The sequence below is a fragment of the Pseudomonas sp. MPB23 genome (assembly GCF_046605395.1).
Lineage (GTDB): Bacteria > Pseudomonadota > Gammaproteobacteria > Pseudomonadales > Pseudomonadaceae > Aquipseudomonas.
Genome location: NZ_CP176771.1, coordinates 424,333 through 447,697 on the forward strand (window position 1 = coordinate 424,333; position 23,365 = coordinate 447,697).

Annotated in this window: 16 protein-coding genes and 2 pseudogenes; 6 read left to right on the plus strand and 12 right to left on the minus strand. The window is 61.6% G+C overall.

The genetic code is table 11. The annotated features are described in order from the left end of the window. Nucleotides 1-338 precede the first annotated feature (338 nt). Complete coding sequence (locus tag ACLH0J_RS01810) at nucleotides 339-899, minus strand: HutD family protein (RefSeq protein WP_411390646.1); 561 nt, start codon at nucleotides 897-899, stop codon at nucleotides 339-341. After that, entirely contained in the window at nucleotides 896-1,606 is a 711-nt protein-coding gene (gene hutC / locus ACLH0J_RS01815) for a histidine utilization repressor (RefSeq protein ID WP_411392763.1), read from the minus strand. The genes ACLH0J_RS01810 and hutC overlap by 4 nt, the downstream gene beginning before the upstream one ends. 147 nt (nucleotides 1,607-1,753) lie before the next feature. On the opposite strand from hutC, the pseudogene ACLH0J_RS01820 reads away from it, so the two are divergent. Beyond that, nucleotides 1,754-3,117 (plus strand): annotated as a pseudogene (locus tag ACLH0J_RS01820) (formimidoylglutamate deiminase). A gap of 46 nt (nucleotides 3,118-3,163) precedes the next feature. Here the strand turns inward: ACLH0J_RS01820 and ACLH0J_RS01825 are convergent. From ACLH0J_RS01825 to ACLH0J_RS01850, 6 genes and pseudogenes are all read right to left on the minus strand, one after another. Next, nucleotides 3,164-3,733, minus strand: coding sequence for a lipocalin family protein (locus ACLH0J_RS01825; RefSeq protein ID WP_411390647.1), 570 nt, complete (start codon nucleotides 3,731-3,733; stop codon nucleotides 3,164-3,166). A 30-nt stretch (nucleotides 3,734-3,763) separates the two neighbouring features. Next, nucleotides 3,764-4,018, minus strand: a complete 255-nt coding sequence (locus ACLH0J_RS01830; RefSeq protein WP_010563154.1) for a hypothetical protein — start codon at nucleotides 4,016-4,018, stop codon at nucleotides 3,764-3,766. Between the two features lie 176 nt (nucleotides 4,019-4,194). Beyond that, nucleotides 4,195-5,205, minus strand: a complete 1,011-nt coding sequence (locus ACLH0J_RS01835; RefSeq protein ID WP_411390648.1) for a class 1 fructose-bisphosphatase — start codon at nucleotides 5,203-5,205, stop codon at nucleotides 4,195-4,197. Nucleotides 5,206-5,313: 108 nt separating this feature from the next. Further along, entirely contained in the window at nucleotides 5,314-6,666 is a 1,353-nt protein-coding gene (locus ACLH0J_RS01840; protein WP_411392764.1) for a DUF3999 domain-containing protein, read from the minus strand. Then, nucleotides 6,666-9,841 (minus strand): annotated as a pseudogene (locus ACLH0J_RS01845) (DUF2339 domain-containing protein). Before ACLH0J_RS01845 ends, ACLH0J_RS01840 begins: the two are co-directional and overlap by 1 nt. Nucleotides 9,842-9,997: 156 nt before the next feature. Continuing rightward, nucleotides 9,998-12,448, minus strand: coding sequence for a glycogen/starch/alpha-glucan phosphorylase (locus ACLH0J_RS01850; RefSeq protein WP_411390649.1), 2,451 nt, complete (start codon nucleotides 12,446-12,448; stop codon nucleotides 9,998-10,000). Between the two features lie 236 nt (nucleotides 12,449-12,684). Here ACLH0J_RS01850 and ACLH0J_RS01855 point away from each other — a divergent pair, with 236 nt between their 5' ends. Next, the gene (locus tag ACLH0J_RS01855) at nucleotides 12,685-13,119 is read left to right on the plus strand and encodes a YkgJ family cysteine cluster protein (RefSeq protein WP_017849920.1); all 435 of its coding nucleotides are present in this window, start codon (nucleotides 12,685-12,687) and stop codon (nucleotides 13,117-13,119) included. 195 nt (nucleotides 13,120-13,314) lie between these two features. On the opposite strand, the gene typA is transcribed toward ACLH0J_RS01855, so the two are convergent. Further along, nucleotides 13,315-15,135 (minus strand): translational GTPase TypA, encoded by a 1,821-nt coding sequence (typA, locus tag ACLH0J_RS01860; RefSeq protein ID WP_411390650.1) that lies wholly within the window; start codon nucleotides 15,133-15,135, stop codon nucleotides 13,315-13,317. 139 nt (nucleotides 15,136-15,274) lie between these two features. Next, nucleotides 15,275-16,729, minus strand: a complete 1,455-nt coding sequence (thiI, locus tag ACLH0J_RS01865) for a tRNA uracil 4-sulfurtransferase ThiI (protein WP_411390651.1) — start codon at nucleotides 16,727-16,729, stop codon at nucleotides 15,275-15,277. A 334-nt stretch (nucleotides 16,730-17,063) separates the two neighbouring features. Between thiI and glnA the strand changes: the two genes are divergently transcribed. The 3 genes from glnA (at nucleotide 17,064) to ntrC (ending at nucleotide 21,314) form a co-directional block, all read left to right on the plus strand. Continuing rightward, nucleotides 17,064-18,470 carry a type I glutamate--ammonia ligase gene (gene glnA, locus ACLH0J_RS01870; protein WP_411390652.1) on the plus strand — a complete coding sequence of 469 codons (1,407 nt, stop codon included), beginning with the start codon at nucleotides 17,064-17,066 and terminating at the stop codon, nucleotides 18,468-18,470. Nucleotides 18,471-18,795: 325 nt separating this feature from the next. Then, nucleotides 18,796-19,881, plus strand: a complete 1,086-nt coding sequence (glnL, locus tag ACLH0J_RS01875; protein ID WP_411390653.1) for a nitrogen regulation protein NR(II) — start codon at nucleotides 18,796-18,798, stop codon at nucleotides 19,879-19,881. Continuing rightward, nucleotides 19,878-21,314: a nitrogen regulation protein NR(I) gene (ntrC, locus tag ACLH0J_RS01880; protein ID WP_262051714.1), complete on the plus strand. Its 1,437-nt coding sequence runs from the start codon at nucleotides 19,878-19,880 to the stop codon at nucleotides 21,312-21,314. The genes glnL and ntrC overlap by 4 nt, the downstream gene beginning before the upstream one ends. Nucleotides 21,315-21,830: 516 nt before the next feature. Here the strand turns inward: ntrC and ACLH0J_RS01885 are convergent. Then, entirely contained in the window at nucleotides 21,831-22,271 is a 441-nt protein-coding gene (locus ACLH0J_RS01885; RefSeq protein WP_411390654.1) for a hypothetical protein, read from the minus strand. Here ACLH0J_RS01885 and ACLH0J_RS01890 point away from each other — a divergent pair. Beyond that, on the plus strand, nucleotides 22,270-22,725 hold the full coding sequence (locus tag ACLH0J_RS01890; protein ID WP_411390655.1) for a tRNA (cytidine(34)-2'-O)-methyltransferase: 456 nt from the start codon (nucleotides 22,270-22,272) through the stop codon (nucleotides 22,723-22,725). The genes ACLH0J_RS01885 and ACLH0J_RS01890 overlap by 2 nt on opposite strands. 126 nt (nucleotides 22,726-22,851) lie before the next feature. Here the strand turns inward: ACLH0J_RS01890 and secB are convergent, their stop codons facing one another. Then, a complete protein-coding gene (secB, locus tag ACLH0J_RS01895; protein ID WP_411390656.1) occupies nucleotides 22,852-23,331 on the minus strand; it encodes a protein-export chaperone SecB in 480 nt (159 codons plus the stop codon). Nucleotides 23,332-23,365: the final 34 nt, after the last annotated feature.

The window sequence follows — 23,365 nt, forward strand, 5'->3', positions numbered from 1 at the left end:
TACTTGTACATACAAGCATATGCAATCGAGCGGCCAACTTTCCGAGAGAGCCGGAGCAATTGTTTGTGCAGGCGTGGGTAAGCCTTGGAAATTAAGGCTTCGGGACTTGATGAAATTTCTTACGGGACGGGTTTAGAGCGAAGAAGGTTTGTTCCGACAGCGTGGTTTTGCGTCACGCTGGGGCATTCGGTAACAAAGTGGTGCGGAAGGCTGGAAACAGATCGCAAGAACAATGGGAAACAAATGTGGGAGGGGGCTTGCTCCCGATTGCTGAGTGTCTGTCACTGCATCTGGTGACTGAACCACCGCTATCGGGAGCAAGCCCCCTCCCACAGTTTTTAACCGCGCGGGGTCAGTTCGATGATGCAGCAACGGCCGGTGACGCAGATATCCAGCAAGCCAGCGTTACCGTCCACTTGCAGGCAATCGTGATGGCCCAGCACCTGGTCCAGCACCGTCACTTCATCCGACACGCTGAACACCAACACCGTCTGCGCGGTGCTGAAAAAGCGTTGCGCGCCGTCGATCCACTGCAACCGCGCGTGATAACGCTGGGGCGAGTAGATCAGGTTGAAATCGCGGATCGGCCCGGTGATCAGGCGGCACGACACGTGGCTGTCGCCCTTGAAGGCGAACGGCTGCAGCGGCAGCAACCCACGCTGTTCCTCGCCATCGACGGTCAGCACCATGCCCGCGCCGTTGATCACGGTGATCACGCGCTGGTAACCGGCGAAGGTGGAGAACCCGCCCGACTCGGCGATATCGGCAATCGACAGGCGCCAGCCGAAGCCGTCCAGGCCGGTGCCGGCGTCGCGGCTGATTTCTTCGGTACTGCCGCCGCCGTTTTTCCACGGCATGCGCACGTAATCGGCGGCGCGCCAGACCTTCACGGCACTCATTTACTGAAACGTCCTTCCAGGCTATGGCGGGAACCGGGGTGGATCAAACGCGCGGCGGTCACTGGCTGGCGACCGGACCAGGTGCGTCGGCGAATCAACAGGCACGGTTCGCTCGGCTCGATCTGCAACAACTTGCACTCGGCGGCATCGGCGAGGATCGCTTCAACCACGTGCTCGCCTTCGGTCAGCGGCGCGACCTGGTTCAAATAGGCGTAGGGGGTTTGCTGGGTGAAGTCCTGTTGCAGGTAATCCGGCGCGACCAGGGCGTTGACGAAACGGTCTTCGATTTGCACAGGAATGTCGTTTTCGTAATGCACGATCAGCGAGTGGAACACCCGCCCGCCTTCGCGCATTTCCAGGGCGACGGCACGTTCGGAACCGGCAGCCTCTTCGCCCAGGGTGATGACCTTGCAGGTGTGCCGATGTCCGCGAGAGGCGATCTCATCGGCAATGTTGTGCACTTCAAACAGCGCCGACTGGCTCTTGGGCTCGGCGACGAAGGTGCCCACGCCTTGCATGCGCACCAGCAACCCTTCGGCGGTGAGTTCGCGCAGGGCACGGTTGATGGTCATGCGGCTGAAACCCAACTGGCTGACCAGTTCGCTCTCGGACGGCACGCGGTAATGGGGCGGCCAGTTGCCGTTGAGAATCTGCTGGCTGATCATCTGTTTGACGCGGGCGTACAAGGGCGCCGGACTTTCGTCCATGTGGGCAGCCAGTGAAGACTTGGCGGGCGGAGTCGGCACAGGGAATCCTTGCAGGGGGAAAAGATGCATAGATTGCCGGAGTTTACCGAGCAGGCAAACGTCTGTATATGTATATACAAATAAACACACGACCGGAGTGCTCTGAACATGTCCGCTTTCTTTGCCGAACGCGCGCTGCTGCCTAGTGGATGGGCCGACGATGTACGCTTTGAAGTCGGCGCCGATGGGCGGCTGACCCAGGTGACGGCCAATGCCAGCGCAGCCGCCGCCGAACGGCTCAGGGCCCGGTAGTGGCGGGCATGCCGAACCTGCATTCCCATGCCTTTCAGCGCGCCATGGCGGGCTTGGCCGAAGTGGCCGGCAACCCGAATGACAGTTTCTGGACCTGGCGGGACTTGATGTACCGCATGGTCGGCAAGATCAACCCGGCGCAGCTGCACGTCATCGCCCGCCAGCTGTATATCGAGATGCTCAAGGCCGGCTACACCTCGGTGGCCGAATTTCACTACGTGCACCATGACGCCGATGGCCAGCCGTACGCCGACCGTACGGAACTGTCGCGCCAGATCAGCCAAGCCGCCGCCAGCAGCGGCATCGGCCTGACGTTGCTGCCGGTGCTCTACACCCACTCCGGATTCGGCGGCCAGGCGCCCAATGAGGGGCAGCGGCGATTTATCAACAACACCGAACAGTACCTGGACCTGCAAGCGCGCCTGAAGCCGATCCTCGCGGCCCAACCGGCCCAGCAACTGGGGCTGTGCTTTCACTCGCTGCGCGCGGTGACTCCGCAGCAAATCAGCGACGTCCTCGCCGCCAGCGACCCGGCTTGCCCGGTGCATATCCACATTGCCGAGCAGCAGAAAGAAGTCGACGACTGCCTGGCCTGGAGCGGCAAACGCCCGCTGCAATGGCTGTACGACAACGTCGAGGTCAATCAACGCTGGTGCCTGGTGCACGCCACCCATGCCGATCCCGACGAAGTCACACGCATGGCCAAGAGCCGCGCGATTGCCGGCCTATGCCTGACCACCGAAGCCAACCTGGGCGACGGCATTTTCCCGGCGGTGGATTTTCTCGCCCAGGGCGGGCGCATGGGGATCGGCTCCGACAGCCATGTGTCGCTGAGCGTGGTGGAGGAACTGCGCTGGTTGGAATACGGCCAGCGCCTGCGCGATCAACGGCGCAACCGCTTGTATTGCAGCGATCAGCCGATGGTGGGCCGCACGCTGTTCGATGCCGCGCTGGACGGCGGCGCCCAAGCGTTGGGGCAGCCGATCGGTCGGCTGGAAGTGGGCAAACGCGCGGATTGGATCGTGCTCGACGGCAACGATCCGTACCTGGCCACGGCGAGCGCAGACGGAATTCTCAATCGCTGGCTGTTCGCCGGTGGCGATCGGCAGGTACGCGATGTGCTGGTCAACGGCCAGTGGGTGGTGCGGGATGGACGGCACGCCGGCGAAGAAGACAGCAGCCGCGCGTTTACCCAGGTGTTGCGAGAGCTATTGGGATAACCCAAAACCTGTAGGAGCCGGCTTGCCGGCTCCTACAGGTTTTGGGTTATTGCGAGGTCTTTGCCATCTGCTTGTCCGACGTACGCCAGATCAATCGCGTGGTGTCATACCCCTGCTGCCGTGCGCGGCTCAGCAGGTCTTCGCGGGTGTCGGCGCTGACCGTCGGCGTGCGCGACAGGATCCACATATAACGCCGGCTCGGGCTGCCGACGATGGCGGTCTTGTAGTCATCGCTGACGTACAGCACCCAGTAATCGCCCTTGGCGACGCCCGGCAGCAGCGCCGTGAACCAGTTATTGAACTCGACCCAGAGCTTGTCGGTCTTGCCCGGCACTTGCGGCGTGGCCGTGCCCTTGGCTTCTTCCCACTTCCAATCGGCGGTCAGGCAGCGGTTGAACACCGACATGTCGCCATCGGGCAGCAACGTGTAGCGGGCTTCGGACTGTGCGCAATTGCGCTGGAAGTACATCGGCAATCGCGCCAATTCATACCACGTGCCCTGGTAGCGTTTGAGGTTGACGCTGCCAGCAGTCTTGGGTTGCAAATCATCGCCAGAATGGCTGGCGCAGCCCGCCAAAAACAGGCTGGCGCAAAGGAACACAACAAAACGCATCATTCTTCTTCTCCCGCAGGCTTTCGCCCCGGTTTACTTCAGGCCTTGCCCGGAAAACATCAGAACCTTGTCACCGGCATATTGAACGCTGATAAAGCTGTTTTTATCGCCCCAGGTGCAACTGGACATGCCCAGCGCGCCAGAACAATCGGTTGGCTTGCCCAACAGCGACTCCACCTCGGCCTTGGCCATGCCAGCCGACAACTTCGCGTAGTTTTCTTGGTTGATCTTGCTGCAAGCGGCCAACAGCACGCAAAAAGCCAGCAAAGCGAGACGGCGTAACGACATGGAAACACTCCTGGAGGGACGAAGCAGCGTGGGTATCTGCCAGAAGCTTAGAAGGGAAAACAGGTGTCTGGTTCCCGACGGACGAAAACAAAAAAACCCCGAAAACGCTGAAACGTTTCGGGGCCTTTTCAAGGGTGATACAGCTCACAACAACGCCGATCACTTATCGCCGCAAATCACTTTTTGTGATAACCGGTCACACGCTCAACTTCTTCCTTCGACCCCAGGAACACCGCCACACGCTGGTGCAGGCCTTCTGGCTGGATGTCGAGGATGCGCTGGTGGCCGTCGGTGGACACACCGCCCGCCTGTTCAACCAGGAACGACATCGGATTGGCTTCGTACATCAGGCGCAGTTTGCCCGGCTTGGACGGCTCGCGGCTGTCGCGCGGGTACATGAACACGCCACCGCGGGTCAGGATGCGGTGTACGTCGGCAACCATCGCCGCGACCCAGCGCATGTTGAAGTTTTTCTTCAACGGGCCTTCTTCGCCTTCCATCAACTCGTTGACGTAGCGCTTGACCGGTTCTTCCCAGTGGCGCTGGTTGGACATGTTGATCGCAAATTCCTGGGTGGCTACAGGAATGGTGATGTCTTCGTGGGTCAGGACGAAACTGCCCATTTCGCGGTCCAGGGTGAAGCCTTTGACGCCATCGCCCAAGGTCAGCACCAGCATGGTCTGTGGGCCGTAGATCGCATAGCCGGCGGCGACTTGCTGGGTGCCTGGCTGCAGGAAGGCCTTTTCGTTCAGGGCTTCGTTCTGGCTCAGGTGTTCGTTCGGGCAACGCAGTACCGAGAAGATCGTGCCGACCGGTGCGTTGATGTCGATGTTGGACGAGCCGTCCAGTGGGTCGAACACCAGCAGGTAGGCGCCTTTCGGGTATTTGCCCGGGATCTGGTAGGCGTTGTCCATTTCTTCGGACGCCATGCCGGCCAGGTGACCGCCCCATTCGTTGGCTTCGAGCAGGATCTCGTTGGAGATGACGTCGAGTTTCTTCTGCACTTCGCCCTGCACGTTTTCAGTGCCCATGCTACCCAGGACACCACCCAGTGCGCCTTTGGACACAGCGTGGCTGATTTCCTTGCAAGCACGCGCGACCACTTCGATCAGGAAGCGCAGATCGGCAGGCGTGTTGTTGCTGCGGGTCTGCTCAATCAAATAGCGACTCAAGGTAACGCGGGACATGGAAGGCTCCGGAGAATGGGGGGCTGAAAACCCGCGCAGTTTAGCGCGAGTCGGGGCTGATTTCCTCTAATCAGAGGATTTAAACCCAATAGAGTTCATGGACTTTATTTAACGTACCGCCGGCGGCTTGCGCAGCAAACTGAAGGCCATCGCCCCCAGCGCCGCCACACCCAGCAGGAGCACGGCCCATAGACCGAGCTTCTTCCAGTCGGTACCGGCTGCCGGCGCTACGGCAACGACCGGCGATGCGACGGCCACCTCCCCCGCCAACGTGGCCTGGCCCAACGTCTTGAGGCGCTCGTTGCTGTTATCGGGCATCAACGTCGACAGCGGCAAATTCGCCGCCTTCACCGCGCCATTGCCCAGCGCCAGGGTGAACGGCGGCTCACCCCGCGCCAGGAACACCAACTGCGTGGCGCGCACCGCAAACCGCAGGGCCGGCGCGTCGACACCCAGGCCACCGCCGCGCTCGTCCACCTGCAGTTTGAGCTGGTTGACCACCTGGCCCGGCAAACGCAACTCATCCTGCACCACGTCCTGGCCGTTCTGGGTCAGGCGGTAGAGCAAGCCATTGCTCAACGGCTGCCAGGCCTGATGGCTGTCGCGACGCCCCGCCAAGGTCACCGGCGCCAGGCTGTTGGGCTGCTTGAGCTCGATACGCAACCGCTCGACATTCAGCCCCGCCGGCAATTGCCAGCTGTACTCGCCGGCATCGAGCCGCGTGCCCGCCAATGGCTGCGACCACAGCAACGGCAGCGGCTGGCTGCTGCTGGACGCGCTTACCAACTTAACCGAGGTCAGCAGCGGCGCCGCCTGGCCTTGCCAGACCAGGCGCAGGTAACGCGCCGAGCGCCCCGGCAGGCTGACGTCATGCTGCTCGACCCGCTCATCGGCAAACGACAAGCGCGCCACTTGCCCATCGCCCCAGGCATCCCAATGCTGCAAGTCATCGCTGGCCTCGATGCTGAAGCGCTGGAAACCGTCCTGCTCGCGGCTCCAGTCCAGGGTCAGTTGCTGCAGCGGGGCCTTGATCGCGCTGGCATCCAGTACCCAGCCGCGCAGCACCTGCTGGCCGGGCTTCGGTGCCGAAGACGGTTTGATCTCGACCAAGGTGCCTTGCGCGCTGGCTTTCAGCGTCACGCCGGGCAGCGATTCATGCGTGTCGGCGGCGTACAGCGGGAACCACTTCACATCGGTGACGTGGCGGTTTTCGGGGCGCTCGGCCGGCTGACGCGACAACGCATAGGCTTGCGGCTCACCGGCGGCGTTGAACACGCGCACATCACTCAGGTCCGCCTGACGCGCACCCAATTGCACCGACAGCGGCAACTCCAGGCGATACCACGGACCATCGCCACTCACCGCCAGCGGCACCTGCACGCTGAAGTCGGCGGGCGTTTCCTGGGCCCACGCCGACAAAGCCGTACACATGCCCAGCACGGCCAGGCTCAACTTACCGATCAAGAGGATGCTCCTTCAGTTTCCAACACAGGTTCGGCGCGCTTGGGCGGCAGCGGCGCAAAGTACCCCACCACCAGCAACAGCCCGCCTACACCGATGAACGATACGATCCGCGCCAGGCCGCCACGGTTGCTCAGCTCGACAAAGAACAGCTTGGCCACCACCACGGCAATCAACGCCGCACCGATCAGCCACACGTCGCGACGATGGCGCAGGTGGCCGCCGATCATCAGGCCGAGGGCGATCAGGGTCCAGACAATCGACAGACCGGCCTGCACCAGCATCGACGCCAGCAACGCATCCAGGTGGAAGGGCACGCCGCCCCAATGGTGGGCCGTGCGCATCACCAAGGCGGTGAAGAAGGCAAACAGCGAAATGCCCGCGACCGCCTGGGCGATCAGTTCAGCCCGCGGCCCGCGTTGCGGCGCCACGCTGCGCGACCACAGGTACACACCCAGCAGCGCGAACAACAGGCCCATGTCCAAGGGACTGAGCAGCGGCACATAGGGCAACGGCGTGGCCGTGCCGTCGCTGAAACTGTTCGCCAGCCAGAACCAGCCGAGCATCAACACCGCCAGCGGCAGCGCCGCCAGCACGCGGTATTCACGCGGATAAGCCGACACCGGCCACGGCCAAGCGCGTGGCGCCGCCGCCAGCACCAGGTACAGACTCGGCAGAATCGCCCAGCCCAGCCAGCGCCAGGCGTTGTATTGGCTCGACAGCAACAGCAGGCCGTAGCGCAACTCCAGCGCCAGCACGCCGATCAACATCCAGCAACCCAACACATGGGCAACGCTCAAGACCTTGGCCCCGGCCACGCTCGCCAAGCGGCGCAGCGAGATGAAATGCACGCCGAACACCGCCAGCCAGGCCAACCAGCCGAACTGCGCCGCCGGGTGATAGTAATGATCGACAGACACCAGCAACACCGTGCCCGCCGCCGGCATCAGCAGCGTGCAAAGCATCCCCAGCGAGGCCCAGCGCAGACGCTGTGCCAGCAGGGTCCAGATCGCCACGCTCACCGCCGCGATACCCAGCAGGAACGAGCCTTGCAGCGTGCCGGGAACAAAGCGCAGCACTTCGCCGATCAACGCCACGGCCCACCACGCCGCGCCCCACACCAGCAACAGGTCGGACAGGCGTTGCAGTTTCAGCACGGCAAACACCGGCGCATGGGGTTCACGCTGCAAGCGCCAGGCGCCGACCAGAGCGGCCAGGCCCAACACCATCGGCGTCCAGAAACCGCTGTGACCCAGCGGACGCAAACCTTCCTCGGTCAACGGCCCGAGCAGTTCCGGCACCGCCAGCAGGAACAACGCACCACCCAGCAACTGCACGCCGAACGCGGTGAACAAAAAGGTGCGCGAGCCGATGCGCAGGCCGATCAACAGCGTCAGCAGACCGGCAATTGCCCAACTGATGGCGGTGCCTTGGGTCTGCAACAGCAGCGGCGCGAGCAGGTATAGAAAGCTCAGGCCAAGGCTGGCCAGCACCGGCAGACCTCGGCGCTCCCACTCGGCGGTGTGCTGTGGCGATGCGTTGCGCAACTGCTCGAAGCTGAACAACAACGCGGCACCGAGCAGCAGCGCGCCCAACGGCGCGCCACTGAGCAAGGCGTGTTCGCCGATGCGCAGTTCGCTGAGGAACGCCAGCGCCGAGCCCACTTGCAGCAACACGCCAAACGCCCGCGCCAACGGGCGCTGCTGACGCAAGCCGAGCCAGAAAATCCCGGCACCTTCCACCGCCCAGGCGGCGGCGGTCCAGCGCGCATCCAGGCCCAGAGGGATGGCCAGACTGGCAAAGATCACCCCCAATGCCAGGCAGGTTTGCGCCAGCAGCAAGGCGCGCCCACCACTGAGCAAGCGGGCCAGGCCCATGTAGATAATGCCCAGGCCGAGCGCGCTGAACGCGGCGGCGAACTCCAGGTGCTGCACCAACGCGAACTGCAAGCCAAAGCCCACCAGCGGCGGGCCGAACAGCAGGCTGCCATCGACATAATCGCCCTTGGCCGCCGACCAGCGCAGCAGCGCCTCGCGACTGTCATCCTCGGGTGCGTCGCTCATCTCCAGCAATTTGCGCCGGGTGAACAGCAGACCGATCACCAGGTACATCAGGAAAAACACGATCAGGAACGGCTCGGTGCTCCACAGCAGATCCGGGCCATACGAACGCAGGCCCAGGCGAAGCCGATGCCGAAGGTGCCGACAAAGCCGATCAGGTTGAGCAAGCGCCACGCCTTGAACCAGGCGATGGCAAGGATGCCGGCGTTGAGCAAGGTGAAGTAACTGAACAGCGCCACATGGTTGCCGGCGCCGGTCGAGGTGAGAATCGGCGCGGCAAAGCCGCCAAGCGCCGCCGCGCAGGCCAGCCCCAACGCATCCTGGGTGATCGCCAGAATCGCCGAGAACACCGTGACCGCCACCAGCAGGCCCAACGCCGCGCTCGGGTCGATCAACGGGTGCAGGCGCATCGCGGCAAACACCGTCAGGTACAGCACCGCAATACCGGTGCCTTGCAGCATCAAGCCGTAATTGCTGTTGCGCAGCCGCAGCCACCAGCCCAGGCCCAGCAGGCCCAAGGCGGCTACGGCGACCCCGGCGTAACGCAGTTCGATCGGCACCACCATGCCTTCGGTGGCATAGCGCAGCAGGAACGCCAGGCCGAGAAACAGCAGCACCACACCCACACGCAGCACGGTATTGCCGCCGAACAGCCAATTGCGGGCGCCGCGGATGGCACGTTCGATCAGGGTCGGGCCGCGAGGGGCGGCAGGTTCTTTGGCCGGGGCAGGCGTAGGTGTCGGTGCCCAGACATCCGCCGGCAGCGGCTGACTCGGTTCGGCGACCCTGGCCACGGGCGTCAGTTCGGGCGGCAGCTCCCAAACCAGTTCGGGGGTCGGGGCGGCCGGCGTTGGCTCGGGAATAGGTGGTTCGACAATGACCTGGCTCGTCGGCGCGGGCACCTCGAGTTGCCGCAGGCGCTCACCCAGGGCTATCAGCGCCTTTTGCGTGGCCTCCAACTGATGGGCCTGCTGTTGCGCCTGAGCGGCAAGCCTGGTCAGGCGAATCGCCTGTCCGATGCCCAAGCCCAGCAGCGCACCGATGCCCGCATCGCTGAACGACTCATCGAGCGTCCAGCCGAGCACGAGGCCAATCAGCATGAAAATCCATTGCATGGTCGATATCCCTGAGCAAACCGGCGCCCAGTATATCGACGCGGGCCCAATGTGGGAGGGGGCTTGCGCCCGATAGCGGTATACCAGTCGACATCTCTGCAAACTGACACCCCGCCATCGGGAGCAAGCCCCCTCCCACATTTGGGTTTGCGGTACTTAGTCCAACGCTTTCCAGATCTCGGTGGCGTACTCGCGGATCGTGCGGTCCGAGGAGAACCACCCCATCCGCGCGGTATTGAGCACCGCCGAACGCCACCACTCCTTGGAGTCATGCCAGTGCGCTTCGACCCGCGCCTGCGCTTCCCAGTAGGCGTCGAAATCGGCGCACACCAGGAAGCGATCGTAGTCGATCAACCCGTCGATCAAGCCCACATAACGGCCCGGATCATCCGGCGAGAACACCCCGCCGCGAATCGCCTGCAGCACATCGTTCAGACGATGGGACGCCGCGATGTCCGGCCCGGCATTGAACTCGCCGGCATGTTTGCGCGCCTCCACCTGCTGCGCGCTGAGGCCGAAGATAAACATGTGCTCGGCGCCCACGCGCTCGTGCATCTCCACGTTGGCGCCGTCCATGGTGCCGATGGTCAGCGCGCCGTTGAGGCCGAACTTCATGTTGCTGGTGCCCGACGCCTCGAAGCCGGCCGTGGAGATCTGCTCCGACAAGTCCGCCGCCGGGATGATGCTTTCGGCCAGGCTGACGTTGTAGTTGGGCAGGAACACCACCTTGAGCAAGCCGCGCACGGTCGGGTCGTTGTTGACGGTGCGCGCGATGTCGTTGGTCAGCTTGATGATCAGCTTGGCCTGGTGATAACTGGCGGCGGCCTTGCCCGCGAAGATCTTCACCCGTGGCACCCAATCGGTGCCCGGCTCGGCGCGGATCGCCTGGTACAGCGCGACGGTGTGCAACAGATTGAGCAGTTGGCGCTTGTATTCGTGAATACGCTTGACCTGCACATCGAACATCGCCGCCGGGTTGACCGCAATGCCCAGGCGCTCGTGGATGATCTCGGCCAGTGCACGTTTGCTGTGCAGACGCTGCTCGGCGAACGCTTTGCGGAAGGCCTGTTTCTCGGCGAAGGTTTCCAACTCCACCAGGCGGGTTTCCATGGTGTCGAGGATATCCGGGCCCAGCGCGTCCACCAGCATGTCGGTGAGCTTGGGGTTGGCCTGGTACAGCCAGCGGCGGAAGGTGATGCCGTTGGTTTTGTTGTTGATGCGCTCCGGGTAGAGCTTGTGCAGTTCGCAGAACACCGTGTTGCGCATCAGTTGCGTGTGCAGGCCGGACACGCCGTTGACGCTGTGGGAGCCAAGGAACGCCAGGTTGCCCATGCGCACGCGGCGGCCGTTGTCTTCTTCGATCAGCGACACCGCGCGCAGCACGTCGAAATCGTGGATGCCCTTGGCGCGCAGTGAATCAATGTGCTGGGCGTTGATCAGGTAGATGATCTGCATGTGTCGCGGCAACATGCGTTCCATCAGGCCGACCGGCCAGGTTTCCAGGGCTTCGGGCAACAGGGTGTGGTTGGTGTACGACAGGGTTTCCACTGTGACATCCCACGCCGCGTCCCACGGAACGTCGTGCAGGTCGACCAGTTGGCGCATCAGCTCGGCGACGGCGATCGACGGATGGGTATCGTTGAGCTGGATCGCCGCGTGCTCGCCCAGGCTGAGGACCGAGCCGTGCATGTTCTTGTGGCGGCGCAGCAGGTCCTGCAAGGAGGCGGCGACGAAGAAGTATTCCTGGCGCAGCCGCAGTTCTTGCCCCGCTTCGGTGCTGTCGGCCGGGTAAAGCACGCGGGAAATGCTCTCGGCACGGGCCACTTCGGCAACGGCGCCCAAGTGGTCACCGGCGTTGAAGCGCTCCAGGTGCAGGTCTTCCACGGCGCGCGCACGCCACAGCCGCAGGGTGTTGACGCTGGCGCCGCGCCAGCCGACCACCGGGGTGTCGTAGGCGACGGCGCGTACGGTTTCGTTGGGCGTCCACACCTGGATCATCTTGCCGCAAGCGTCCGGCACGGTCTGGACGCTGCCGCCGAAGCCAATCGGGTAAATCACCTCGGCTCGCTCGAACTCCCATGGGTTGCCGAAATCCAGCCAGCGTTCGGTTTGCTCCTGCTGCCAGCCATCGACGATCGCCTGGCGGAACAACCCGTGTTCATAGCGGATGCCGTAGCCGTGGCCGGCAATACCCAAGGTCGACATGCTTTCCATGAAGCAGGCGGCCAGACGGCCCAGGCCACCGTTGCCGAGCGCCGCGTCGGGCTCCAGCAGGCGGATGCGCTCGAGGTCTACACCGAGCTCGGCCAGCGCTTCGCGAGCGATCTCCAGCACGCCGAGGTTGCTCAGGCTGTCGTAAAGCAGCCGACCGATGAGGAATTCCAGGGAGAGGTAATAAACCCGCTTCTGGCCTTTGCGGTAGATACGCCGCGTATGGTCCATCCAGTGGTCGACCATCTGGTCGCGGGCGGCCAGGGCAATGGCTTCGAACCAGTCATGGTCGAAAGCGTGATCCGGGTCTTTACCCACCGCGTAGGTGAGTTTGGTCAAGACAGCATCGCGAAATGCGGCTACCTCTGCTTCTCGTGCAAGCGGTTCCTGAGACATCGATGCGACCTCGAGCGAGATTGAAGGAGTTGCTAGAGCCTAGTCGGTCTGACACACGGCAAACACTCTGGTTCGGCAGTTTTTTAACTCATTCACGTTTGTGGAAATTTGATGCAGGGGTCGTGCCCGATCACCGTTCGAGCCGCCTTCGAGCTGAAAATCAGAAAACATTGTTCAAAAAACCACCAATCCCGGTATGATCCCGCGCCCGGATACTGCCCCACCTTGGAACCCTGATGAAGCCTCAACTGATCGCCGCCGCGGAACTCGACCGTCTCGAAACCTGGCAGAAATATTCTGCCCACATGTGCGGCGGCTGCGTGTCCAGCTGCTGCACGCTGCCGGTCGAGGTGAAGATCAAGGACCTGATCCGCATTGGCATCGTCGATGAGTTCGAGCGCGGCGACCCGCCGAAGAACATCGCCAAGCGTTTGCAGAAGGAAGGCATCGTCGAGCGCTACAACAGCAAATCCGAGATCTTCACCCTGCAGCGCATGAGCAACAACGACTGCCTGTATCTCGATCGTAAGACGCGCTTCTGCACTATTTATGACAAGCGCCCGGACACCTGCCGCAATCACCCGAAAATCGGCCCGCGACCGGGGTATTGCGCGTACAAGCCCAAGGAAGTGGTGCGCGAGACCAATTTCAAGACTCTCGATAAGTTCTGATCCACGTTTTGCAGGGCTCTCAAGGGCCCTATCGGGGGCAAGCCCCCTCCCACAGTTTTGATTTGTGAACGCCTTCAACATGTGGGAGGGGGCCTGCACCCGATAGGGCCGGCATATTCAGCACAGAACCTGCAGGCATAAAAAAACGCCCCCGGCCTTTCGACCGGGGGCGTTTTTCATTCAGCCTGAGTTAACTCAGTTCTTGGCTTTCTTGGCAGCGCGGGTACGCTCGCCTTCGTCCAGGATCTTCTTACGCAGGCGGATCGACTTAGGCGTGACTTCGCACAGCTCGTCGTCCTGGATGAATTCCAGGGCCTGTTCCAGGGTGAAGCGAACAGGTGGAACCAGAGCGATGGTTTCGTCTTTACCCGAAGCACGCATGTTGTCGAGCTTCTTGCCTTTGGTTGGGTTGACGCCCATGTCGTTGTCACGGCTGTTCAGACCAACGATCTGACCGTTGTAGATCTCTTGACCGTGCTCAACGAACAGCTTGCCACGCGCCTGCAGGGTTTCCAGGGAGTAGGTCAGTGCCTTGCCGGTTTCAACCGAAACCAGAACACCGTTCTGACGGCCGGACATGTCGCCGGACTTCATGGTGTCGTAGCGATCGAAGATCGAGGTCAGGATGCCAGCACCGTTGGTCAGGGTCAGGAACTGGTTACGGAAACCGATCAGACCACGAGCAGGGATGTTGTATTCCAGACGCACACGGCCTTTGCCATCCGGCACCATGTTGGTCAGGTCGCCTTTACGCAGGCCCATCTCTTCCATGACCTTGCCCTGGGATTCTTCCGGGGTGTCGATGGTCACGTTTTCGAACGGTTCCTGCTTCACGCCGTCAACCGTACGGATGATCACTTCTGGACGACCAACGCCCATTTCGAAGCCTTCGCGACGCATGGTTTCGATCAGTACCGAGAGGTGCAGCTCACCACGGCCGGAAACCTTGAACTTGTCAGCCGAGTCGCCTTCTTCAACGCGCAGTGCCACGTTGTAGAGCAGCTCTTTGTCCAGACGTTCCTTGATGTTACGGGAGGTCACGAACTTGCCTTCTTTACCACAGAAAGGCGAGTCGTTTACCTGGAAGGTCATGGAAACGGTTGGCTCGTCGACGGTCAGAGGCTTCATCGCCTCGACAGTGTCCGGCTGGCACAGGGTGTCGGAGATGAACAGCGAGTCCATACCGCTGACGCACACGATGTCGCCGGCGAAAGCTTCTTCAACGTCGATACGGTGCAGGCCGTGGTGACCCATCAGCTTCAGGATACGACCGTTGCGCTTCTTGCCGTCGGCGCCGATAGCGACAACCGGGGTGTTCGGCTTGACGCTACCACGCGCGATACGGCCAACGCCGATAACACCCAGGAAGCTGTTGTAGTCCAGTGCCGAGATTTGCATCTGGAACGGACCTTCACGGTCAACCTTCGGTGGTGGAACGTGGTCAACGATGGCCTGGTACAGCGGGGTCATGTCTTCCGCCATGGCGGTGTGATCCAGACCGGCAATACCGTTCAGGGCCGAGGCGTAGATGACCTGGAAGTCCAGTTGCTCTTCGGTAGCACCCAGGTTGTCGAACAGGTCGAAGATCTGGTCCAGAACCCAGTCCGGACGCGCGCCAGGACGGTCAACCTTGTTGATGCACACGATCGGACGCAGGCCGGCTTCGAAGGCCTTCTTGGTCACGAAACGGGTTTGCGGCATAGGGCCGTCTTGAGCGTCAACCAGCAGCAGCACGGAGTCGACCATCGACATTACGCGTTCTACTTCGCCGCCGAAGTCGGCGTGGCCCGGGGTGTCCACGATGTTGATGTGGTAGCCGTTCCAGTTGATAGCGGTGTTTTTAGCCAGGATGGTAATACCGCGCTCTTTTTCCTGGTCGTTGGAGTCCATCACGCGCTCGTCGTTGAGCTCGTTGCGCTCCAGGGTGCCGGATTGACGCAAGAGTTTGTCTACCAGGGTGGTTTTACCATGGTCAACGTGAGCAATGATGGCGATGTTACGTAGATTTTCGATCACTTGTGTATCTCGATCAGAGGATTCGGTGTGCTGACAGGTCGTGGCAGCGATTAACAGTAGAGTCAGGCCTTGCCGTTACAGCTTGACGGCAGAGTCGGGGGGCCGGTGACGCAGGCCACAGGCAAACAGCCCCGGGCTCTTAGCTCGGTCGATAAACGCGCACATTGGCATGCCCCTCACTGAGCAAATGGTGGGCATGCAGGCGACTCATCACGCCTTTGTCGCAATACAGCAGGTACTGACGGCTGTTATCCAGTTCCTTGAAACGCGCGTTCAATGCATAGAACGGCAGCGTTTGTACGTCGATGCCAGCGATGTCCAGCGGCTCGTCCTCAGCGGCATCCGGGTGACGGATGTCGATGATGATCTGACCGGCCAGGGCTTCACTGACTTCTTCGATCTGCAGATCCTGATCCAGTTCGTCGATGACACGATCGATCGGGACCAGTTTGGCGTTCTCGAGCGCACGCTCCAGAATCGCCATATCAAACTGTTGTTCTTCGTACTCCACGCGGTTGCGCTTGGCGTGGGTCTTGGGGTTCACCGAAATGACCCCGCAATATTCAGGCATGTGCTTGGCAAAGTCGGCGGTGCCGATCTGTTCTGCCAGGTCGATGATGTCCTGCTTGTGGCTGGCGATCAGCGGGCGCAGCACCAGCTTCTCGGTCACGCAATCAATGAGCGACAGGTTCGGCAGCGTCTGGCTGGAAACCTGGGAGATCGCTTCACCGGTCACCAACGCGTCGATCTGCAATTGATCGGCGATTCGGGACGCAGCGCGCAACATCATACGCTTCAATACTACGCCCATATGACTGTTATCGACTTTACCGAGAATTTCGCCGAGGACTTCCTCGAACGGCACGCTCACAAATAGCACACGCTGGGAGCTGCCGTATTTTTTCCAGATGTAGTGCGCGACTTCCATCACGCCCAATTCGTGTGCACGCCCGCCCAGGTTAAAGAAGCAGAAATGGCTCATCAGGCCGCGGCGCATGATCTGGTAGGCCGCCACCGTGGAATCGAAACCGCCGGACATCAGCACCAGGGTCTGTTCCAGGGCGCCCAGCGGGTAGCCGCCGATGCTGTTGTGCTGGCTGTGAATCACAAACAACCGTTGGTCGCGAATTTCCATGCGCACTTCAATTTGCGGCGCTTTCAGGGAAATTCCGGCGGCGCCGCACTCGCGACGCAGCTTGCTGCCGACGTATTTCTCGACATCCATGGAGCTGAAGGGATGCTTGCCGGCACGTTTGCAACGCACCGAAAAAATCTTGCCTTCCAGCTCGCTGCCGAAGTGCTGCTTGCACTTTTCGGTGATGTCGTCGAAGTCGCCCAGCGGGTACTCGTCCACCTGCAGGAAATGCGCGATACCCGGCATGCAGCTCAGGCGTTCGGTCATGTCCTTCAAGGCTTTAGGGTCGGTGACACGGGTTTCCAGCTCGAGGTTGTCCCACACGCCGTTCACCACCACAGCCGGGTCCAGATCGCGGAGCACGGCACGGATGTTCTTGGCCAACTGACGGATGAAACGCATCCGTACCGGTCGGCTTTTGATGGTGATTTCGGGGAACACTTTAACGATTAATTTCATGGAAACAGCGCGCGCAGGGCCTGCCGAAAAAGGGGGGCGCGGATTATAGCGGAAATCGCTCAAGGTTTAACCAGTTAATATGCATCGCGCTGCATGCGCACCATATGAGTGCGCAGACAGAGCAGCGCGCCACATTGCGGTGCGCTATTTTTCCGCTTTTGTCGTCACGCACCTATATAGAGGCGGTTTTGGAGCAAAAAACCCATGTTGGCGCACTGGCATGCAATTTGCTCTCTTGTGAGGCAGGTTGCCATGGCGGACTATCCGCGCCGGCATCACCCACATTCTAAGGGCTAACTCCACTACCCCAGCCCGAAGCCACCCGGAGGACACTATGTCGAAGTCGGTTCAACTCATCAAAGATCATGACGTCAAATGGATTGATCTGCGCTTCACGGACACCAAAGGCACTCAGCACCACGTGACCATGCCGGCTCGCGACGCGCTGGATGAAGCTTTCTTCGAAGAAGGCAAAATGTTCGACGGCTCCTCCATTGCTGGCTGGAAAGGCATCGAAGCCTCCGACATGATCCTGATGCCGGACGACAGCACCGCCGTGCTGGACCCGTTCACCGAAGAAGCCACCCTGATCCTGGTGTGCGACGTGATCGAGCCTTCGACCATGCAAGGCTACGACCGCGACCCACGTGCGATCGCCAAGCGTGCCGAGGAATACCTGAAGTCCACCGGTATCGGCGACACCGTATTCGTCGGTCCAGAGCCAGAATTCTTCATCTTCGACGAAGTGAAGTTCAAATCCGATATCTCCGGCTCCATGTTCAAGATCTACTCCGAACAAGGTTCGTGGATGTCCGACCAGGACGTGGAAGGCGGCAACCATGGCCACCGTCCAGGCATCAAAGGCGGTTACTTCCCAGTTCCACCGTTCGACCACGACCACGAAATCCGTACCTCCATGTGCAACGCCATGGAAGACATGGGCCTGGTCATCGAAGTGCACCACCACGAAGTGGCCACTGCCGGCCAGAACGAAATCGGTGTGAAGTTCAACACCCTGGTTGCCAAGGCTGACGAAGTTCAGACCCTGAAATACTGCGTACACAACACTGCCGTTGCCTACGGCCGTACCGCGACCTTCATGCCTAAGCCTCTGTACGGCGATAACGGTTCGGGTATGCACGTTCACCTGTCCATCGCCAAAGATGGCAAGAACACCTTCGCTGGCGAAGGTTATGCCGGCCTGTCCGACACCGCCCTGTACTTCATCGGCGGCATCATCAAGCACGGTAAGGCCCTGAACGGCTTCACCAACCCGTCGACCAACTCCTACAAGCGTCTGGTACCAGGTTTCGAAGCACCGGTGATGCTGGCCTACTCGGCCCGTAACCGTTCCGCCTCGATCCGTATTCCTTACGTGTCCAGCCCTCGCGCTCGCCGTATCGAAGCTCGCTTCCCGGACCCGGCAGCCAACCCATACCTGGCCTTCGCTGCCCTGGTCATGGCTGGCCTGGACGGTATCCAGAACAAGATCCACCCTGGCGACGCCGCCGACAAAAACTTGTACGACCTGCCGCCTGAAGAGGCCAAAGAGATCCCACAAGTGTGCGGCAGCCTGAAAGAAGCCCTGGAAGAGCTGGACAAGGGCCGTGCGTTCCTGACCAAAGGCGGCGTGTTCAGCGACGACTTCATCGACGCTTACATCGGCCTGAAAAGCGAAGAAGAAATCAAGGTTCGCACCTTCGTACACCCACTGGAATACGAGCTGTACTTCAGCTGCTGATCCGGTAGCGCTGCGTAACGTGGCGTGACGAAAAGACCTCCCTCGGGAGGTCTTTTTTTTGCCCGCGCAAAACGTGCGTCCAACCGTTCCTGAACAGACTGTTCAAATCGGCACTATATTGGTGCGACGTGTTGCACCTTACTCATCTACCCAGCCCATTTTGGTTCGGAACTTCCCGAGCAAGCTGGCAGAACGCCACAGTTTTGTGCCTAAAACCCTTATTTCAGGGCTTCGACGCTTCTTTTCGGAGCCTTGGTTTGGTTTTTGCATTTTCCTTGTATCAGCGTGTGCCTCAAGCGCGCGCCTTGCTCCAAAAGAGGTCCTGATGACCATCAGCGATGCACTGCACCGTTTGTTACTCGACAACCTGACCACCGCGACCATCCTGCTCAATGCCGACCTGCGCCTTGAGTACATGAACCCGGCGGCGGAGATGCTCCTGGCCATCAGCGGCCAGCGCAGCCATGGGCAGTTCATCAGCGAGCTGTTCACCGAGTCGGCCGAAGCTTTGAGCTCGTTGCGCCAGGCGGTGGAGCAGGCACACCCCTTCACCAAGCGCGAAGCGATGCTGACGGCCCTGACGGGCCAGACCCTGACGGTCGACTACGCCGTGACCCCGATCCTGAGCAATGGCGCCACGCTGCTGCTGCTCGAAGTACACCCCCGTGACCGCCTGCTGCGCATCACCAAGGAAGAAGCACAGTTGTCCAAGCAGGAGACCAGCAAGATGCTGGTGCGCGGCCTGGCCCACGAGATCAAGAACCCCCTCGGCGGGATTCGCGGTGCGGCGCAGTTGCTGGCGCGCGAGCTGCCGGACGAGCACCTCAAGGACTACACCAACGTCATCATCGAAGAGGCCGACCGCCTGCGTAACCTGGTGGACCGCATGCTCGGCTCCAACAAGCTGCCGTCGCTGGCGATGACCAACGTGCATGAGGTACTCGAGCGTGTTTGCCAACTGGTCGAGGCCGAAAGCCAGGGCTGCATCACCTTGGTGCGCGACTACGACCCGAGCATCCCGGATGTGTTGATCGACCGCGAACAGATGATCCAGGCGGTGCTCAACATCGTGCGCAACGCCATGCAGGCCATCAGCAGCCAGAATGAGCTGCGCCTGGGCCGCATCACCCTGCGCTCCCGCGCCCTGCGCCAGTTCACCATCGGCCATGTGCGCCATCGCCTGGTGACCAAGGTCGAGATCATCGACAACGGCCCGGGCATTCCTGCGGAACTTCAGGAAACCATTTTCTTTCCCATGGTCAGCGGCCGCCCGGACGGTACCGGGCTGGGCCTGGCCATTACCCAGAACATCATCAGCCAGCACCAGGGTCTGATCGAATGTGAGAGCCATCCTGGCCACACCACGTTCTCGATCTTTCTGCCTCTGGAACAAGGAGCCCCATCGACATGAGCCGTAGTGAAACTGTGTGGATCGTCGATGACGACCGTTCTATCCGCTGGGTCCTTGAAAAAGCCTTGCAACAGGAAGGCATGACCACCCAGAGCTTCGACAGCGCTGACGGGGTGATGAGCCGCCTCGCGCGCCAGCAGCCCGACGTGATCATTTCCGACATCCGCATGCCCGGCGCCAGCGGCCTGGACTTGCTCGCCCGCATCCGCGAGCAGCACCCGCGCCTGCCCGTGATCATCATGACCGCGCACTCGGACCTGGACAGCGCGGTGGCGTCCTATCAGGGCGGTGCCTTTGAATACCTGCCCAAGCCGTTCGACGTGGACGAGGCGGTGGCGCTGGTCAAGCGCGCCAACCAACACGCTCAGGAGCAACAGAACCAGGAAGCCCCGCCGGCCCTGACCCGCACCCCGGAAATCATCGGCGAAGCGCCGGCGATGCAGGAAGTGTTTCGCGCCATCGGGCGCTTGAGCCACTCCAACATCACCGTGCTGATCAACGGCGAGTCGGGTACCGGTAAAGAACTGGTGGCCCATGCCCTGCACCGTCACAGCCCGCGGGCGGCCTCGCCGTTCATCGCGCTGAACATGGCGGCGATCCCCAAGGATTTGATGGAGTCGGAGCTGTTCGGCCACGAGAAAGGCGCCTTCACCGGCGCGGCCAACCTGCGGCGCGGGCGCTTTGAACAGGCGGACGGCGGCACGCTGTTCCTCGACGAAATCGGCGACATGCCGGCCGACACCCAGACCCGCCTGCTGCGCGTGCTGGCGGATGGCGAGTTCTACCGTGTGGGCGGGCATACGCCGGTCAAGGTCGACGTGCGTATCATCGCGGCGACTCACCAGAACCTGGAAACCCTGGTGCACGCAGGCAAATTCCGTGAGGACTTGTTTCACCGCCTCAACGTGATCCGCATCCACATCCCACGGATGTCGGACCGCCGCGAAGACATCCCCACCCTCGCCCGTCACTTCCTCAGCCGCGCCGCCCAGGAACTGGCGGTTGAACCCAAGCTGCTGAAAAGCGAGACCGAGGAATACCTCAAGAACCTGCCGTGGCCCGGCAACGTGCGCCAACTGGAGAACACCTGCCGCTGGATCACGGTGATGGCGTCCGGGCGCGAAGTGCATATCGGCGACCTGCCGCCGGAGTTGCTGAGCCTGCCGCAAGACTCGGCCCCCGTGACCAACTGGGAACAGGCGCTGCGCCAATGGGCCGACCAGGCCCTGGCACGCGGTCAGTCGAACCTGTTGGACAGCGCTGTGCCGGCCTTCGAGCGGATCATGATCGAGACCGCCCTCAAGCACACCGCCGGTCGCCGTCGCGATGCCGCCGTGCTGCTGGGCTGGGGCCGCAACACCCTGACTCGCAAGATCAAGGAGCTGGGGATGAAGGTTGACGGCGGGGATGACGACGACGGCGACGACGCCTGAATCTCAGGCCCACATTTGGATCTGCACAAGGTTTGGCAACCATGCACCGCTTCAAGGCACCATGAACCGGCATCGGGCACGGCGCCAACCCCTGGAACCTCAGCCCCGCCGCCTGAAATCAGATAACCGAAAACACCAAAGCCCCGTATTCCGGGGCTTTGCGCTTTCTGGAGAATTTTTTCGAGACAAATTGGCGAGTCTGGCACGCGCCCTGCAATAACCCTGATACAACCCAGTTTCGGGGACCTTGGTACAGGCAGGCCGAGAATCCCCTCTTTACACCCGGGGTGCTTGATGCGAACCGCGTCGCGCTCCACACCGTTTTGGGGAACCTTGGTACAGGCAGGCTGGGGATTCCCTCTTTAACACCGAAGCCACTGGCTTCACCCCGTTTTGGGAGCCCTGGTACAGGCAGGCCGGGAACTCCCTTCTTTACACCGGGGCTAATGGGGCACAGCACCCATAGCCCCGCCCGTTTTGGGGACCTTGGTACAGGCAGGCCGGGGATTCCCTCTTTTATTCCTCCTGGAGATGGACCTCCAGCCGCCAGCGGCCATCGGCCTCCTCGCCCTTCCACTCACCACGCAACGGCCGAGCCGCTACCAGGTTCAACAGCAAGCCCGCATCGGTCTTGCGCACGCGCCAGTTCACGTCCTTCTCATTGACCTTGAGTTGCCCACCGGCGGCCTTGCCTTGCGCGTCGAACAACAGCGCCACGGTGCCGTCGATGTGTTCGCCGTGCAGCTTGGGTTCGCGGGAGAACCAGACACGCACGCCATCCTGCATCGTCTCTACCTGCTGCAATTCGACCGGCTCCGGCGTGGTCAGGCGGCCGATCATCAAGCCCACCATCAGGCCGACAATCGCCAACGAGCCCATGACCCTCGGCATTAGCTTCGGCCTCGGGTCCTCTTCGGGGGTAGAATGCAGCGCATCTTTGCCTTCGGAGCCGTGCATGTTTCACGTCATCCTTTTTCAACCAGAAATTCCGCCGAACACCGGCAACGTTATCAGGCTGTGCGCCAACAGTGGCTGCCACCTGCATTTGATCGAGCCCCTGGGCTTCGAGATGGACGACAAGCGCCTGCGCCGCGCGGGGCTGGACTACCACGAGTATGCCACCCTGCAGTGCCACGCCGACCTGGCCAGTTGCCTGGAAAGCCTGGGCCACCCGCGGCTGTTCGCGTTCACCACCAAGGGTTCGCGGCCGTTCCACGATGCCAGCTTCGCCGAAGGCGACGCCTTCCTGTTCGGCCCGGAAAGCCGCGGCCTGCCGGCCGAAGTGCTCGACGCCCTGCCCGACGGCCATCGCCTGCGCCTACCGATGCGCGAGGGTTGCCGCAGCCTGAACCTGTCCAACACCGTGGCGGTCGCCGTCTACGAAGGCTGGCGCCAACTCGGCTTCAAGTAACACGCATAACGAATGTGGGAGGGGGCGTGCTCCCGATGGCGGTGTGTCAGTCGACCTCTACTTGACTGAACCACCGCCATCGGGAGCAAGCCCCCTCCCACATGGGGTCCTGCGTCGGGCTCGAGATTACTGAACCGTCGACGAACCTTCCTGTTGCATGCGCTGCAGCTCTTGAGCGTACAGGGCATCGAAGTTCACCGGAGCCAGCATCAACGCCGGGAACGAGCCACGGGTAACCAGGTTGTCCAGGGCTTCACGGGCATACGGGAACAGGATGTTCGGGCAGAACGCGCCCAGGGTGTGGCTCATGGACGCTTCGTCCAGGCCCTGGATCAGGAAGATACCAGCCTGCTGAACTTCCGCGATGAAGGCCACTTCTTCGCCGTTCTTGACGGTAACCGACAGGGTCAGCACGACTTCGTGGAAGTCGCCTTCCAGCGCCTTTTGACGGGTGTTCAGGTCCAGCGCGACGCTTGGGGTCCATTCCTGGCGGAAGATGGCCGGGCTTTTCGGCGCTTCGAACGACAGGTCACGCACGTAGATGCGCTGCAACGAGAATTGTGGGCCTTGAGCTTCTGCTGCTTCGGTGTTCTGTTGGTCAGTCATCTCAGATCCTTGATCTTGGGGTCTTTTAGGGGTT

Coding starts and splice junctions, on each gene's coding strand:
- ACLH0J_RS01825 (WP_411390647.1), bottom strand. CDS start 3,733: ATGATGCGTTTTGTTGTGTTCCTTTGCGCCAGCCTGTTTTTGGCGGGC.
- glnA (WP_411390652.1), top strand. CDS start 17,064: ATGTCGAAGTCGGTTCAACTCATCAAAGATCATGACGTCAAATGGATT.
- ACLH0J_RS01850 (WP_411390649.1), bottom strand. CDS start 12,448: ATGTCTCAGGAACCGCTTGCACGAGAAGCAGAGGTAGCCGCATTTCGC.
- thiI (WP_411390651.1), bottom strand. CDS start 16,729: ATGAAATTAATCGTTAAAGTGTTCCCCGAAATCACCATCAAAAGCCGA.
- hutC (WP_411392763.1), bottom strand. CDS start 1,606: ATGGACGAAAGTCCGGCGCCCTTGTACGCCCGCGTCAAACAGATGATC.
- ACLH0J_RS01830 (WP_010563154.1), bottom strand. CDS start 4,018: ATGTCGTTACGCCGTCTCGCTTTGCTGGCTTTTTGCGTGCTGTTGGCC.
- ntrC (WP_262051714.1), top strand. CDS start 19,878: ATGAGCCGTAGTGAAACTGTGTGGATCGTCGATGACGACCGTTCTATC.
- ACLH0J_RS01835 (WP_411390648.1), bottom strand. CDS start 5,205: ATGTCCCGCGTTACCTTGAGTCGCTATTTGATTGAGCAGACCCGCAGC.
- ACLH0J_RS01885 (WP_411390654.1), bottom strand. CDS start 22,271: ATGCACGGCTCCGAAGGCAAAGATGCGCTGCATTCTACCCCCGAAGAG.
- secB (WP_411390656.1), bottom strand. CDS start 23,331: ATGACTGACCAACAGAACACCGAAGCAGCAGAAGCTCAAGGCCCACAA.
- glnL (WP_411390653.1), top strand. CDS start 18,796: ATGACCATCAGCGATGCACTGCACCGTTTGTTACTCGACAACCTGACC.
- ACLH0J_RS01855 (WP_017849920.1), top strand. CDS start 12,685: ATGAAGCCTCAACTGATCGCCGCCGCGGAACTCGACCGTCTCGAAACC.
- ACLH0J_RS01810 (WP_411390646.1), bottom strand. CDS start 899: ATGAGTGCCGTGAAGGTCTGGCGCGCCGCCGATTACGTGCGCATGCCG.
- ACLH0J_RS01890 (WP_411390655.1), top strand. CDS start 22,270: ATGTTTCACGTCATCCTTTTTCAACCAGAAATTCCGCCGAACACCGGC.